Raw genomic sequence first — 14,827 nt, 5'->3', positions numbered from 1 at the left:
GAATCGAATTGGGCGCTTTGGCAAGGTAGCAGCCCTAGACTGAATTTTTTTAAGCCTTGCCTGAAAACGGATCGTTTGTCACTGCACCCATGGATCGAGACCATGACACCACCCCAAACAATAACCAGAGGTGGTAATCGTGGAATCGGTACTCAAACTTGACCCAACCGCAGGCGGCAAGAAGCGCATTTCGATCTATCAGCCTGAACAGGAAGGGCTCATCTTCCCCGAGATTCCTGAATTCAAAAACTTCGAAGAAGAGCGCCAGTACCGCAAGAAGCACCTGGTGGCCGCGTGCCGCGCCTTCGCTGAACACAGCCTCGATTACGGTTTCGCCGGCCACTTGACCGTCCGCGACCCGGAATTCCCAGAGCTGTACTGGACGAACCCGATGGCCGTCCATTTCTCCAAAGTAAAAATGTCCAATCTCATCCTGGCCGATCACAAGGGCAAGGTAGTGCAGGGTGAATACGCCATCAACCGTGCCGGCTTCGTGCTGCATGCCGCCGTACACGAAGCGCATCCGGATATCGTCGCGATGTGCCATGCGCACACCATTTATGGTGGTGCCTGGGCCTCGACGGGGCGCCCGCTGCTTCCGATCACTCAGGATGCTGCTGTGTTCTTTGAAGACCACGTTGTCATCACTGCCGAGGCCGGGGCTGTCGCTGTGGAAACCAAGGCTGGTAATGCCGTTTGCGACTACTTCAAAGATGTGCGAGCTGCCATCCACCAGAACCATGGCTTGCTGACGGCCAGCCGTCACAGCATTGATGAAGCGGCATTCTGGTTCATCGCCCTGGAGCGTTGCTGTCAGCAGCAACTGCTGATCGAGGCTTCGGGTATTACGCCGAAACTTGTATCGCCGGAACGCTGCCGCTACAGCCGTGAAAACGTCGGTAGCCCGTTCATTGGTTGGCTGCACTTCCAGGCGCTCTACGACAAGATCGCAGCTGAACAGCCTGACATGTTCTCCTAATACCTTCAGGCGCTGTCCGTCCGGGCGGCGCCTTTACCTTTCCGCCACACAATAACAATGACTGGAGATAGGCAGATGCCTAATGCTCTTGACGCTGCCTGCGTCACCGATTCGCATTCCACTCCGGACGAGTCAAAGCTGTATGCGCGCTTAGCCCTTCGACTGATTCCATTCCTCTTTCTCTGCTATGTCTTCGCCTACCTGGATCGGGTAAACGTAGGCTTTGCGAAGCTGCAAATGCTGGACGAGCTCAAGTTCAGCGAAATCGTTTACGGGCTTGGTGCGGGGATCTTCTTCTTCGGCTACTTCATCTTTGAGGTGCCGAGCAATATGATGCTCCACAAGATCGGGGCTCGCCGCTGGATTGCCCGCATCATGGTCAGCTGGGGTGTACTGTCGGCTTGCATGGTGTTCGTATAGACGCCTGCAATGTTCTACACTCTCAGGTTTTTCCTGGGTGTTGCAGAAGCTGGATTTTTCCCCGGCATCATCTTGTATTTGACCTATTGGTTTCCGTCTTCCCGGCGTGGGAAGATCACTGCGATGTTCCTTACCGGCATTCCGATGGCAGGTGTTTTGGGCGGGCCTCTCTCAGGATGGATCATGTCGACCACTCACGGTTGGCAAGGATTCTCGGCCTGGCAGTGGTTGTTCGGTCTCGAAGCAATACCGTCAATCGTTGCCGGTTTCGTTGTTCTGGTGTATCTGCGTGACAATCCAGAAGATGCTAAGTGGCTCACACCAGCAGAGAAGGCCATCCTCAAGCGTAACCTCAAGGTGAAGCCCATTCGCACCACGGGCACTCAGCATTCAGTGCTTTCACCAACCTCAAGGTGTGGCTGCTGAGTGCAGGTTACTTCGGTGTGATGATGGGCTTGAACGGAATAACCTTCTGGCTGCCATCGCTGATCAAGAACTCCGGCGTCCAGAGTGCTGCTGAGGTTTCTCTGCTGACCACCATTCCGTATGCACTTGCCACGATTGCGATGGTCATGACCGGGCGACACTCGGAGAATGTACAGGAGCGTCGCTGGCATGCCGCATTACCTGCGGTGATTGGCGCGATGGGGTTGGTGCTTGCAACCACTACGGAGCAGAATCCCTTGCTAACGGTGGCGTTCCTTTCGGTAGGGGCCATGGGAGTTATGACCTCCATGAGCCATTTCTGGTGTTACCCGCCTGCATTCTTAGGAGGTGTGGCGGCAGCAGCAGGGATCGCGATGATCAATTCCATCGGTAACCTGGCCGGCTTCATCAGTCCGTACTTGATCGGATGGGTTAAGGACTCCACTGGGTCAACCAGTATCGCTCTGTACTGCATTGCAGCTGCTTTGGTATGTGCTGCAGTTGTGTGCCTTTCGATGCCTAAAGCGGTAGTAAACCGCTAGCGATCCAGAACCGATGCCCGTACTCGATCAGGTCTGGTCGAGGCGGGTGTCGACTGACTCGATGAAGGCGGTGAGGCACGGGTTGGAGTTATTCGTGTTCCAGACCATTCCCAAGGCAAGCTCGGGTGCGTCGTCAATGCGTATGAAACGAACCGACTCTGGGTTCGACTTCGACATGGATGTGGGGATGATCGAGACTCCCAATCCTTCTCCGACCAGATTCACTATCGTCCCTTGCAGCTGTGTGTACATCCGAGCGCGGGGCTCGAACCCGTTTTTCCGGCACAGCTCAACGATGCTGTCGTGTAGCACCGATGCAGTATCTCGTGGGCTCAAAATGAAGGGCTCATCGATGAGGTCTTTGACGGTTACGGCCTTCTGGCGCGCCAGGCGGTGGTCAGTGGGAACAGCAATGCTCAGTGACTCACGCTGCAGTTCCCGGTATTGATACGGCGGTTGAACAGTGGCCTTAAATGTGAGGCCAATGTCGCACTCTCCGGTTTCTACCGCTTTCATCAAAGCGCTCGGTATCAGCTCGCTCAGCTCCAGGTTTACGCCAGGAGCGCTCTCCGCATATGACTTGATCAGTTTGGGTAAACCCGACCAGGCGATCATGGACGTGAACGCGATACGTAGTTCTCCCTTCTCACCTCGGGCAACGGCTTGGGTGGAGCGAATCGCTGAGTCCATTGCCTGCATAACCAGCTGTGCGCTGCGCTGGAACTCCAGCCCAGCCGAGGTCAGCTCAACAGAACGAGAGGTACGTACAAAGAGCCGGCAGCCGAGCTGCGATTCAAGGTCAGCGATCTGGCGGCTTAACGAGGACTGGGCAACGTTGACCCGCGTGGATGCCTTTCCGTAATGCAGTAGGTCAGCCAGAGCCAGGAAGTAGCGCAAGTGGCGGTGTTCGATCATTGATGCTCCGTAGGTATCAATCGGCTACTTCATAGTCATTGGACTGCATTGATTAGCGATCTTAACCTATGTATGTCCAAAATCCCCCGTCATTGTGGAAGTCATGTACACCGTTCTCGCCATCGTGTTACCCATCTTTGCCCTGATCCTCGCTGGATTTATCTGCCGTAAGACAAATCGACTCGGAGACCAAGCCGCCTCCGAGATCAACAAATTGGTGGTCTGGCTCTGCCTGCCTGCCTTGCTATTCAAAGTGACTGCGACTGCATCATGGGCTGAGATCTGGCAGCCTGGATTCATCATTTCGTTCGGCGCTGGCACGCTCGCGATTTTCGTGGCCACGTTGGCATGGCGACTGTGTACGGGTCATAGCCTGGCCAGTTCAAGCATTGATGGCTTGAGTGCTGGCTACGCAAACACCGGCTACATCGGCATCCCGCTGTGTGCCATTGTCTTCGGTCATCCAGGTCTTCAACCCGCATTGATCTCGACCATCATCGTGGTGTGCATGCTTTTCGCAATCGCGGTGATTTGCATCGAGATCGGTTTGCAGGAGGAGCGGCATGTCGGTAAAGCAATCGCGGTCGTCGTTAAAGCGCTGTCGAAAAATCCGCTGGTTATCGCCCCCATTGCAGGTGCGGCCTGGGCGGTAACCGGCATTCCACTGGCGCACCCGGTCATGAGCTTCCTCGATATGCTGGCAACGGCAACTACACCATGCGCACTCGTCTCTCTGGGCCTGTTCCTGGGTCAGAAAACGATTAGATCGACGGCGGGCAAAAGCAGCCCTTGGCCCCTGGTCACCATTAAGTTGGTGGGACAGCCCCTGCTGACTTGGTTCCTGGCTTTCAAGGTGTTCGCGCTTCAGTCAATGTGGGCGAATTCTGCACTTTTGCTCAGTGCATTGCCGACAGGCACCGGGCCTTTCATGTTGGCCGAGTTCTATCGTCGCGAGGCAGGGTTGATCTCTCGCACCATCCTGATCTCAACCCTCGGTTCATTGGTGACTTTGACGGGGCTGATGATCTGGATGAATGCCGGAGTAGCAGGCACTTGAGGCGTCGACCTCAGTCGCCTGGGATTACGCGGTGAAGGTTTAGGTCTCACACCTCGTGTATCTGGCTCATGATCCATTCCTTGAATCGCTCAATCTTGCGGCTGCCTTTCATCGATCCTCGGTAGCAGAGGAAATGCATCTCGCGTTGCAGTGGCGGCAAATGCCCATTCAGTACCACCAGTGAGCCTTGCCGCAGTTCATTCTCCGCCAGGCGTGTAGATTCCAAGGCAATGCCAAGCCCATCCGCTGCGGCCGAAAGAACGAGAGCGGCGCGGTCGAAGGAGAGCCCTCCCAAGTCTGACCGCTCTGCGACACCCTCATGCCGGAACCAGTCGCTCCATCGAACAGGACTGAGCTGTGAGTCGATCAGAGCACCTGGCTTGAGCGAGCGAGGCTCAAGCATTTTAGATGCGTCGAAGAAGCGCGGGGAGCTCATGGGTACGATGGTCTCGAGTCCTAGAGGCTCGGCAATCACACCGACGCGCTGTATTGGCTCACCGTAGGTGATCGCTATGTCGATCTCCTCGTGCCGTGTGAGTTCTGGTGGCGTAGCGCTGGAGGTCAGGCGGATATGAAGAGGGTTCGGTTCGCCTACCAGGCGTGCCAATCGCGGAGATAGCCATTTGGAGGCAAAGCTTGGCGAGCAGTGAACGGCGAGATGTAACTGCTCTGCATTGGGCATCCACATCGAAAGCGCCGACTCCAGGCCGTCGAGAGCTACCGTGAGGCGTTGAGCGAGCGCTCGCCCCTGAATAGTCAGCTCAACCGAACGCGGCTGTCGTTTGAACAGTTCCATGCCCAGCGTAGCCTCAAGCTTCCTGACTTGATGACTAACCGCCGAGGCAGACAAGTGCAGTTCATCGGCAGCAGCGACGAAGCTTTCCAAGCGTGCAGCAGCTTCAAAAGCCTTGATAGCCGCGAAGTTAGGAATCTTTCTCATTATTATTTGTTTAGGCTAAATTTAATTCAACCTTGGGTGAAAAGCCTTCGTTTGTCAATCCATATGCCTAAAGTCAACTATGAGTCTCCAACAAAAATAAAAGATGAGGTTGGCACTATGGATCCCTTGCTGCGGATTGAACCAGCATCAAATGAAAAGCGCCGAATTTCGGTCTATCAACCTGAACAGCAGGATCTGATCTTTCCGGAAATTCCTGACTTCAAGAGTTTTGAGGAAGAGCGGCAGTATCGCAAGAAACATCTTGTTGCAGCCTGTCGAGCGTTTGCAAAGCACAGCCTCGATTATGGTTTCGCTGGACACCTAACCGTTCGCGATCCAGAGTTCCCTGAGCTGTATTGGACGAACCCGATGGCCGTCCATTTCTCGCAGGTGAAGTTGTCAAACCTGATCCTCGCGGATCATGAAGGTAAGGTCGTGCAGGGCGACTATGCGATCAACCGGGCTGGCTTCGTTCTGCATGCTGCCGTCCACGAAGCGCACCCCGATATCGTCGCCATGTGCCATGCGCACACCATTTACGGTGGCGCCTGGTCTGCCACCGGGCGTTCGTTGCCACCGATCACCCAGGACGCCGCAGTGTTCTTTGAACACCACGGGGTGATCACTGCCGAGGCCGGCGCTGTTGCGGTGGAGGCCAAGGCTGGCAAGTCGGTCAGTGAATATTTCAAAGATGTGCGTGCGGTCATCCACCAGAATCACGGCCTGCTCACTGCTAGCCGGCACAGTATCGATGAAGCCGCATTCTGGTTCATCGCGCTGGAGCGATGCTGTCAGCAGCAGCTGCTGATCGAGGCCAGTGGAATCACGCCCAAGCTGGTGACGCCAGAGCGCTGTCGCTACAGCCGAGAAAATGTGGGCAGCCCCTTCATTGGCTGGCTTCACTTCCAACCCATCTACGACCAGCTCGTGGCAGAGCAGCCGGACATGTTCTCCTGACCCTCCCTCTTTGCAACAGCGCCGAACCTGGAAAGGCGCTGCTGCACGATTCGACGCCTACAACAACAAAATCATTCGGAGATTGGCATCATGTCTAATACTCTAGAGGCACCCTATGTCGTCCAGGATTCAGTAGCTGAGTCCCAATTGTATACCCGTGTGGCCTTGCGACTTATTCCGTTTCTTTTCATCTGCTATGTGTTTGCCTACCTTGATCGCGTGAATATTGGCTTCGCTAAACTTCAAATGCTGGATGAGTTGAAGTTCAGCGAAACCATTTATGGTTTGGGTGCTGGAATATTCTTTCTTGGTTATTTCATCTTTGAAGTTCCGAGCAACATCATTCTGCACCGGGTAGGTGCAAGGCGCTGGATCGCCCGGATCATGATCAGCTGGGGCATCCTCTCGGCGAGCATGATCTTTGTTCAAACACCGACGCAGTTTTACGTGCTGCGCTTTCTGCTCGGGCTGGCGGAAGCTGGTTTCTTCCCCGGCATCATTCTGTACCTTACCTACTGGTTCCCGCCTTCCCGCAGGGGCAAGATCACCGCGATGTTCATGACCGGTATTCCGATGGCGGGCGTCATTGGCGGCCCTCTGTCTGGATGGATCATGGCTTCCACGCATGGTTGGATGGGCCACTCCGCTTGGCAATGGCTGTTCTTCCTGGAGGCGCTGCCATCGATCATTGCGGGTGTCGTCGTGTTGTTCTACCTGCAGGACAAGATCGACGATGCCAAGTGGCTGTCCGCGAGCGAGAAAGAAACGCTGAAGCGTAACTTGGAGAAAGAGGGTGGGACGAAGGAAGTCCACTCGGTGTTCGGCGCATTCCGCAACAAGCGGGTATGGGTACTGAGCTCGGGCTACTTCGGCTTCATGATGGGGCTATACGGTGTCAGCTTCTGGCTGCCATCGCTGATCAAAAGCTCGGGCATCCAGGAAGCCTCCACGGTGTCGTTGCTCACCACCATCCCTTATGCGTTCGCTACCGCAGCGATGATCTTCACCGGTCGTAGCGCTGACCGCAGCAAGGAGCGTCGTTGGCATGCCGCTGTGCCGGCAGTGCTCGGTGCGACAGGACTGGTGCTCAGCACCCTGACGTCTGGCAACCCTGCGGTCTCGCTTGTCTTCCTGTCATTGGCGACCATGGGAATCATGACCGGGCTTTGCCAGTTCTGGTGCCTGCCTCCCGCATTTTTGGGTGGGGCTGCGGCTGCGGCGGGTATCGCCATGATCAACTCAGTCGGTAACCTAGCGGGTTTCATCAGCCCCTACATGATCGGCTGGGTGAAAGATGTCACCTCATCCACTGACCTGGCGCTTTACTGCATCGCAGGCTCGCTGATCTTCGCCGCGTTCATCTGCCTCATCATGCCCAAGTCCATCGTGAATCGATGACACCCTCCAAGCGGGCGCCCGGTCTCCCCGGGCGCCTGTCTCAACCTTGCGACAGCAGATGACCGACTCGGTCAATGAGGTTTTCCCTGGCTTGCGTCGTATGGATATCGGTCAGGCTACCTGCTGCCTCGACATCACCAGCTGAGATGGCAGCGGCTATCTCCTCGTGCTGATCCCAGATGGTGTCGCGCTGGGCTGAGGACTGCAGCACTGCACCCATGGCGCGGCGCAGGTGCACCCAGTAAACCTGAGCGCTCTGGGCGATCAGCGGGTTTCCGGACGCTTCGTAGATGGCGTTGTGGAAAGCCACATCGGCGTCGATCATTTCCTTGATGTTCTTGCCCTGGGAAGCCTTTCGACCGCGCTTGATCAGCGCCGGGTCGAGCTGGAATTTGCGGGCAGCGGCCATCTTGGCAGCCAGATTGTCCAGGGCTCCTCGAATCAGGTAGAGGTTACGAATCGAGTCCGTCGTCAGCGGGGTCACCAGCAAACCTCGCCCTGGTGCATCCTGAACAAGGCCATCTTTCTTGAGCAACCTCAGCGCCTGCAGCACAGGTGACCGGGAAATGTTCATCTGCTCGGCGATTTCTTCCTGCGTCAGGCGAGCGCCGGGTGCCAGCGAGCCGTCGCTGATGGCATCGAGCAGAGCCTTGTAAACCTCATCCACGTAGTCCGTGCGCGACTGGATACGCTTGAGCGTGCTTGTCATTGATTGACCTCGCCGAAGATCGGCTTCCCCTAGTGAAAGCTGCATTGTCCACTTTCTCCCGTGTCATTCAAATTTTCCTTGACTCCCGTTCAGTGTAGGTCAAGACTGTGAACTCTGTATACAGAGTACAGAGCACGAAATCCCGAACACAAAACAAGAAGGTCTGACTGACATGAAGCTGTTCTACGATAAAGATGCTGATTTGAGCCTGCTGCAGGGGCTCTGCGTGGCGATCATCGGCTATGGCGCTCAGGGGCATGCTCACGCCCAGAACCTCCGTGACAGTGGCATTGATGTCATCGTCGGTTTGCGTCAGGGTTCGGCGTCGTCGAAGAAAGCGCTGGCTGCCGGTCTCGCGGTGAGCACCGTTGCGGAGGCCGTTGCCCAGGCAGACCTGGTCATGATGCTGATTCCTGATGAGCTGATCGCGGATGTCTACCGCAGCGACGTCGAGCCGCATCTGCGCCGCAATGCGACCTTGGCCTTCGCCCACGGTTTCAACATTCACTACGGTCAGGTAAAGCCTCGCGTCGACCTCGATGTGATCATGATCGCGCCGAAAGCGCCCGGTCATACTGTGCGTTCTACCTATCAAGCAGGCCACGGCGTTCCGGCATTGATCGCGGTAGAACAGAATACTTCCGGCCATGCTGTCGAACTGGCCCTGGCCTACGCGTCTGCCATCGGTTGCGGCAAGGCGGGCATCATCGAAACCAACTTCCGCGAGGAGACTGAGACTGACCTTTTCGGTGAGCAGGCCGTACTGTGCGGCGGCACCGTCGAGCTGATCAAGCTCGGTTTCGAAACCCTGGTGGAAGGCGGTTATTCACCTGAGCTCGCCTACTTCGAATGTCTGCATGAGCTCAAGCTGATCGTCGACCTGATCTATGAAGGCGGCATCGGCAACATGAACTACAGCATCTCCAACAACGCTGAGTTCGGCGAGTACGTCAGCGGGCCGAGGATCTTGCCGGCTGAGACCAAGGACAGGATGCGTGAGCTGCTCACCAGCATTCAGAACGGCGAGTACGCTAAGGACTTCATCCTGGAAAATAAGGCAGGCAATCCCACGCTCACTGCCCGGCGTAGCCTGCTGCAACGTCACCAGATCGAAGTGGTCGGTGAGCGCCTGCGCGGCATGATGCCGTGGATCCAGGCAGGCGCCCTGGTCGACAAATCCATCAACTGATCCCCACGGAACACAAGCAGTACCCGTAGAAACATTGCGTTCGAACAATATGTATACAGAGTACGAATACCGTATCCCGTATCTAACAATAAGCCTGAGGCAATGAAAAATGACTGAGAAATTCGATAAGCATGATGACCAACGTGGTGCAGGCGGCAACGGCGCTGCCGTTCCCAAAAAGCTGATCGCCTACGGTGGCTACTACACCAACAACACCCCGAACCACGACCCAGAACTGACCGAAACCGGCCCCGGTACGCCGGCTGGCGAGTACCTGCGTCGCTTCTGGCACCCGGTCTGCATGTCGTTGGAGCTCACCGATACGCCTCGCTTCCTGAAGATCATGGGCGAAGAGCTGGTGGCGTTCCGTGACGGCAGCGGCCAAGTAGGTGTGCTGCATGCCCACTGCTGCCACCGTGGTGCTTCGCTGGAGTACGGTGCCATTCAGGAGAAGGGCATCAAGTGCTGCTATCACGGTATGGTCTTCGACGTGGATGGTGCCTGCCTTCATGTCCCATTCCCTGCAGGCGAGGAAAAGGAAGGCGAGAAGTACGCCTGCTCTATCCGCCAAGGCGCCTATAAGGCGTTCGAGCGTCACGGGTTGGTGTTCGCCTACATGGGCCCGCCTGATGAAGAGCCGCCGTTCCCAGAATGGGAGCAGAATTTCACTGTGATGGAAGGCGACGAGCTGGTTCCGTACAGCAACTTCCAGCACTGCAACTGGCTGCAGGTGCAAGACAACGCGGCGGACAACTTCCACCCGACTGCACTGCACTCCGCGAAGAACGTTGTGGGCGGTCAGTTCCAGGGCACCACCTTCGACGAAGTCGGCGCCGCCTCAATGGAAGTCGCTCCGGACATGCAATTCATCCCGGTTCACCAGGGTCGTAGTCTGGCCTGTGCCGGCGCTCGTCGCGTGAACGACGACCGCATGTTCCTGCGTATTCAGCACCAGGTGCTGCCGAACCTCAGCCTGCATGCCTACACGTCGGAGGACGGTTCGGCGAAGAAGCTGTTCAGCCGCTTCCACATCGTCCGCTGGACTGTCCCTGTGGATGACGAGAACTCCAAGATGATCGGTTGGCGCGTCATGGGCCCAGGTATTGACACCCGTGGTGTCGGTGACAAGAGCATGGTCGGTTACGAGACCATCGACTTCCTGGAAGGCCAGGTTGCGATGCGCCGGCCAGAGCGCTTCGGCAAATACAAAATCGATGACATCCCACCGATCCCGTCGAATCACCGCGAGCGCCACAACTACAAGGAAGCTCAATACGCTCCAGGCGATTACGAGGCCATCATCAGCCAACGTCCAATCGCGGTGCACTCGCTGGAGAACCCGACCAAGTTCGACGCCGGCCTGTATGCGTTCCGCAAAATGCTTCGCGACGGTATTCGTGGTACCAACCCGCAAGCAGCAGCTGCCGGCTTCGCTCAGTGGCTGCGTGACATGGGCGGGGAGCCGAACAGCTACTGCACCGGCAACGTGTTCAATATGCCGAAGGCTGCGACGCCAGAGCAGGAGGTCATCAACCGTCGCAAGCTCGCAAGAGAAGCGGTGGCCATCCTCACCGAAGCAGACAAGCTCAAAGGCCAAGAGCGGGCGGACTTCGTCACGGCCCGGTTCGAGCAACTGGAACAGAACTTCAAAGAACAATAAGAAAAAAGCGCGGGCCCTGGGCTACCCAGGGCTCCCGTGCCTTGGTGAGAGGTGATGACGATGACATCTTTAGCAAATCCCAACCCAGTATTGCTGGAACTGTTGATACGTCGCGTTACCCGCGAAGCGCAGGGGATCAACTCCTACGAACTCGTAGACCCGAAAGGTGGTGCATTGCCGCCATTCACGGCAGGATCACACATCGACATTCACCTGCCTAATGGAATGGTGAGGCAGTATTCGTTAAGCAACTCGCCAGCCGAGCCCCACCGCTATGTCATTGGGGTGCTGCGGGACGAGAAAGGCACAGGCGGATCGATGGCCGTGCATGAGTTGCGGGTAGGCGAGACCGTGAGGGTCAGTGTGCCGCGCAACAATTTCATGCTGAGCAAAGATGCTCGCAAGACGATCCTGCTTGCCGGTGGCATCGGCGTAACCCCGATGAAGTCCATGATGCACGCACTTGAGTTGGCCAGGCAGGAGTATGAGCTTCATTACTGCTGCAGAGGCCCCGAGTTCGCGGCCTTCTCGGAAGAGATGGAAGAGCTGATCGGCGAAGGAAAAGTCATTCTGCACTTTGATGGTGTGGATCCCTCCAAACGCCTGGATTTGAATGCACTACTGAAGGACGCCAGCGACGGTTGTCACGTCTACTACTGCGGGCCTGCCGGCTTCATGAATGCCTGCAAGGAAGCTGCTGCGCATTGGCCTAAAGGAACCGTTCATTTCGAACATTTCAAAGCACCAGTGAAAGGCCCCGAAGCGCCGAGCCCGGAACAAGGCGACGGCTCCTTCGTGGCGCGAATCGCGAGCACTGGTGAAGAAGTCGTCGTTCAAGCGCACGAGAACCTTGCGCAAGTGCTTCAGGATGCGGGATATCCGGTCGAGACATCCTGCCAATCAGGGCTATGTGGCACCTGTAAGATCCGTTACTTGGAAGGTGAAGTCGATCACCAAGACTACATACTGGACGATTCGGAGAAGGGGAGCTGTTTGACCACTTGCGTGTCGCGAGCAAAGTCCAAGCTCATCGTGCTCGATCTGTGACACCGGGTGAAGCGTATGAACGTGAAGAAGCTGGAGAGCTGTCTGGCAACTTCTGAACTTGGCACTGTGAGCGCTGCAGCAACGAGACTCGGGATTGGCCAGCCTGCCGTCACCAAGCATCTGAACGCGTTGGAGGCGGAACTAGGCGTGGAGCTTTTCGTGACTGCGTCACGGCGGATGCTGCTCAGCCCAAAGGGGGCAAAGGTATTGTCAACGGCACGTATCATCGTTGAGGCGGTGGGATCGCTGAGGGCCGAATTGAAAGCGGTCTACCGAAGTTAGAGGTTGCATATGGAACTTGGCCCCGGTGATGTGCCTATCGGGGCATTTTTTTGCGTAGTGACAACTTGGGAGCCGAGCGGCTAAGCGCCGCTGCCTGAATGTCCATATGAATACGCAAGCAGATCAGGTATGCAGAGGCGAAGCGTGATGAAGCCCCCAATCGGCGGTTTAGTGCAGGAGCTCAGGCGCTAACCGCAGCAAGCACTACCTGCGCTGGAAACCGACCCCGCTTCAGGGTTGCGTGCATATGTTGCCTCCTACTAAAACAATGGGTTGTGACTTGGCGCTATCAAGCAATCGCCGGTGCCCGATTAGAGTAAGGTAGGCATTGCTGTTTCTTTCTCCAACGCGCCAGCTGCTAAAGCGTCGGGCGCCGGTTCAACGGGCATTGCAAGCAGGAGAAAATGAGTCCAGAATCCTGGCTATTCCCGTTTCGAAATTGTATGAAAACCCTTTGCTTTCAACAGCTCGCAAGCCCGATGCGAGTCTCGTTTCCCGCTCCAGTTATAGATCTACAGAGTTCGATCGAAGTCTGTAAGTCATCGAAAAAAGACGCTTCGGCGTCTTTTTTCGTTTCAGTCAAAGCCACGGCCAAACCAGGGACATCAGCTGCGCCCAGCCTCTGCTGACGTGTGCTCAAACATGTGCGCAAGGTCTACGGCTGTGGATCGTTGTGAACCCGCGCCGGTCACAGCCGACAAGCCTACCCAGTTGATCGAAAAGAGCATGGCCAGCCCCAGCGTGCGGGGTAAGGCGATGCAGTACCTGGCGAGCAACTAGAGTCGGTTGGAACGCTATGTCGTGTTTGTCGTAGCCATATTGCTGAGTGCGTCCGGCTGTATCGGTGACCCGGACCGGCAATGCCCAGTGTCGCAAGTATTTGATGTGTTCGCTGCGGCCGAGGGGATCTCGGGTTTCAATCAGGCGGCCGATATCATCGTAGCTGTAGCGCCATTCGCCTCCTAGTGGGTCGATGCTTTTCAGCAGTTGGCCGGCGACGGTCTCCTCTTGCCAGCAATCGCCGAAAGGGCGATGCATTTGGACACCTCGAACATCGCCCTCCAATAACAACGAAGGGTGTTGGCCAAGGCTATCGATGACGAAGATCTTGCCGTACTCGAGGTGCCGGGTCGGGTGGCAAAACTGATTTTAACCTTATTCCTCAAATTGAATTTTGACGGCGTGACATGTTACGCCTGTTTCAAATGTTTTTCGTATTGCTAGTTCGATGCTGTCTGTGATGAACTCGTCAAGGCTTGTGTAATTTGAGTATTGAGGTGTAATTGCTATAAATTTTTTCTCGTCTATAGCTAGTAAGTAACCGAGCTCCTTTGGGGGTAGGCCATATGATGCGTTATCAAGGCTTGGGGCTGGTATAGAGATTGAGATTTCAAATTCGTTATCAGATGGGTATCTTGTTGTGCGCTTGTAAATGCCAATCTTATCAGTGGTTCTAATGGTTGCGGAGATTAAAATGTTCCACCCATTAAGCTGTTCGATGTTTATGGTTGGTCGCATTTTTGCTATGTATTGATTGGTTCGGTCAGTAATGTCCTTGATGTTGATTAAATCGTTAATGCATGGTACCTCATTGGAGATAATGCATTTTATCGAGTTTCGCATGGTTGTCCTCTGGGGTTGTTCAGATTTTGGTTCAACTAAGGGCACGGTTTAGGATTGTAGCGGTTATCTCGCTCTTTGTTGTTTGGTGACGCAAGCCCCTGATTTCTAAGGGTGCGAACTCTTTCTGCTTCAATTTTTTTCATTTCGCCATTGGTGATGCTTTGGTGCGTGCTGATGATTTTCGCGTATGCCTTCTCGAAGGTAGGGTCTTTTCGCACTTTCCTTGCGCTTGCATGAGCTCTTCTATTTGCCTCATTAGCCATGACATCCTCTGCATTGCCGATGCCAGTTTTGGCATGACCACCCACCGGGTCGATTACGTCGTACAATACCAGTCCCCGATAGAGCTGTGACTGTTCTTATTCCACCCCCATGGATCGATCCAAGTGAGGCCGTTTGATGCGTATAAGTATAGGTTTGTGCCGCCCGCTAGTCCTATCGGATCTGTCTGTATAAACCGAGCTATATCTGGATCATAAAATCTAAAAGTGTTGTAGTGCAGTCCCGTTTCTCGATCAAGACTCTGCCCTTGATACCGTAGGTTCTGCTCTCCATACTGGCATAAACGTACATGCTGACCAAACCGCTCTGCACCTCTTGCAAAAGCCGAAGCCCTTGCCAGTGGAATAACGACTCGGGCCCGGACTTTTCCAAGCTGTATAGGAAGCGATGATGAGAAAAAC

Annotated in this window: 13 protein-coding genes and 3 pseudogenes; 9 read left to right on the top strand and 7 right to left on the bottom strand. The window is 55.5% G+C overall.

The annotated features are described in order from the left end of the window. Window positions 1-139: 139 nt before the first annotated feature. Together ABRP30_RS17395 and ABRP30_RS17390 are read left to right on the top strand one after the other, a co-directional pair. Window positions 140-979 carry a class II aldolase/adducin family protein gene (locus ABRP30_RS17395; RefSeq protein ID WP_349974955.1) on the top strand — a complete coding sequence of 280 codons (840 nt, stop codon included), beginning with the start codon at window positions 140-142 and terminating at the stop codon, window positions 977-979. Window positions 980-1,054: 75 nt separating this feature from the next. Beyond that, a pseudogene (locus ABRP30_RS17390) lies at window positions 1,055-2,367 on the top strand (MFS transporter). 27 nt (window positions 2,368-2,394) lie between these two features. Here ABRP30_RS17390 and ABRP30_RS17385 read toward each other — a convergent pair. Then, window positions 2,395-3,282: a LysR family transcriptional regulator gene (locus tag ABRP30_RS17385; RefSeq protein WP_349974953.1), complete on the bottom strand. Its 888-nt coding sequence runs from the start codon at window positions 3,280-3,282 to the stop codon at window positions 2,395-2,397. 103 nt (window positions 3,283-3,385) lie between these two features. Between ABRP30_RS17385 and ABRP30_RS17380 the strand changes: the two genes are divergently transcribed. Continuing rightward, on the top strand, window positions 3,386-4,339 hold the full coding sequence (locus ABRP30_RS17380) for an AEC family transporter (RefSeq protein ID WP_349974952.1): 954 nt from the start codon (window positions 3,386-3,388) through the stop codon (window positions 4,337-4,339). Window positions 4,340-4,385: 46 nt separating this feature from the next. Here ABRP30_RS17380 and ABRP30_RS17375 read toward each other — a convergent pair whose 3' ends face one another. After that, window positions 4,386-5,279, bottom strand: coding sequence for a LysR substrate-binding domain-containing protein (locus ABRP30_RS17375; protein ID WP_349974951.1), 894 nt, complete (start codon window positions 5,277-5,279; stop codon window positions 4,386-4,388). A 117-nt stretch (window positions 5,280-5,396) separates the two neighbouring features. Between ABRP30_RS17375 and ABRP30_RS17370 the strand changes: the two genes are divergently transcribed. Continuing rightward, window positions 5,397-6,236: a class II aldolase/adducin family protein gene (locus tag ABRP30_RS17370; protein WP_349974950.1), complete on the top strand. Its 840-nt coding sequence runs from the start codon at window positions 5,397-5,399 to the stop codon at window positions 6,234-6,236. A gap of 90 nt (window positions 6,237-6,326) precedes the next feature. After that, on the top strand, window positions 6,327-7,634 hold the full coding sequence (locus ABRP30_RS17365; protein WP_349974949.1) for an MFS transporter: 1,308 nt from the start codon (window positions 6,327-6,329) through the stop codon (window positions 7,632-7,634). Window positions 7,635-7,674: 40 nt separating this feature from the next. On the opposite strand, the gene ABRP30_RS17360 is transcribed toward ABRP30_RS17365, so the two are convergent. Continuing rightward, entirely contained in the window at window positions 7,675-8,343 is a 669-nt protein-coding gene (locus tag ABRP30_RS17360) for a GntR family transcriptional regulator (RefSeq protein ID WP_039612635.1), read from the bottom strand. A gap of 172 nt (window positions 8,344-8,515) precedes the next feature. On the opposite strand from ABRP30_RS17360, the gene ilvC reads away from it, so the two are divergent. From ilvC to ABRP30_RS17340, 4 genes are all read left to right on the top strand, one after another. Continuing rightward, complete coding sequence (gene ilvC / locus ABRP30_RS17355) at window positions 8,516-9,532, top strand: ketol-acid reductoisomerase (protein ID WP_349974948.1); 1,017 nt, start codon at window positions 8,516-8,518, stop codon at window positions 9,530-9,532. Window positions 9,533-9,641: 109 nt separating this feature from the next. Then, the gene (locus ABRP30_RS17350) at window positions 9,642-11,192 is read left to right on the top strand and encodes a Rieske 2Fe-2S domain-containing protein (RefSeq protein WP_349974947.1); all 1,551 of its coding nucleotides are present in this window, start codon (window positions 9,642-9,644) and stop codon (window positions 11,190-11,192) included. Window positions 11,193-11,246: 54 nt separating this feature from the next. Next, window positions 11,247-12,239: a PDR/VanB family oxidoreductase gene (locus ABRP30_RS17345; protein WP_349974946.1), complete on the top strand. Its 993-nt coding sequence runs from the start codon at window positions 11,247-11,249 to the stop codon at window positions 12,237-12,239. Window positions 12,240-12,254: 15 nt separating this feature from the next. After that, window positions 12,255-12,521 carry a LysR family transcriptional regulator gene (locus ABRP30_RS17340; protein WP_349974945.1) on the top strand — a complete coding sequence of 89 codons (267 nt, stop codon included), beginning with the start codon at window positions 12,255-12,257 and terminating at the stop codon, window positions 12,519-12,521. 936 nt (window positions 12,522-13,457) lie between these two features. On the opposite strand, the pseudogene ABRP30_RS17335 reads toward ABRP30_RS17340, so the two are convergent. The 4 genes and pseudogenes from ABRP30_RS17335 to ABRP30_RS17320 all read right to left on the bottom strand — a co-directional run. Continuing rightward, window positions 13,458-13,559 (bottom strand): annotated as a pseudogene (locus tag ABRP30_RS17335) (RHS repeat domain-containing protein); the annotation flags it as partial. 117 nt (window positions 13,560-13,676) lie between these two features. Then, window positions 13,677-14,144: an Imm9 family immunity protein gene (gene imm9 / locus ABRP30_RS17330; protein ID WP_349974944.1), complete on the bottom strand. Its 468-nt coding sequence runs from the start codon at window positions 14,142-14,144 to the stop codon at window positions 13,677-13,679. A gap of 35 nt (window positions 14,145-14,179) precedes the next feature. Then, on the bottom strand, window positions 14,180-14,473 hold the full coding sequence (locus tag ABRP30_RS17325; RefSeq protein WP_349974943.1) for a hypothetical protein: 294 nt from the start codon (window positions 14,471-14,473) through the stop codon (window positions 14,180-14,182). Between the two features lie 35 nt (window positions 14,474-14,508). Then, a pseudogene (locus ABRP30_RS17320) lies at window positions 14,509-14,694 on the bottom strand (RHS repeat-associated core domain-containing protein); the annotation flags it as partial. Between the last annotated feature and the right edge of the window lie 133 nt (window positions 14,695-14,827).

Origin of the sequence: Pseudomonas sp. WHRI 8519 (genome assembly GCF_040224055.2) — a bacterium.
Classification (GTDB): Bacteria; Pseudomonadota; Gammaproteobacteria; order Pseudomonadales; family Pseudomonadaceae; genus Aquipseudomonas; species Aquipseudomonas putida_X.
The sequence above is the reverse complement of the archived record's forward strand: the minus strand, read 5'-3'. Positions and strand labels throughout refer to the sequence as shown.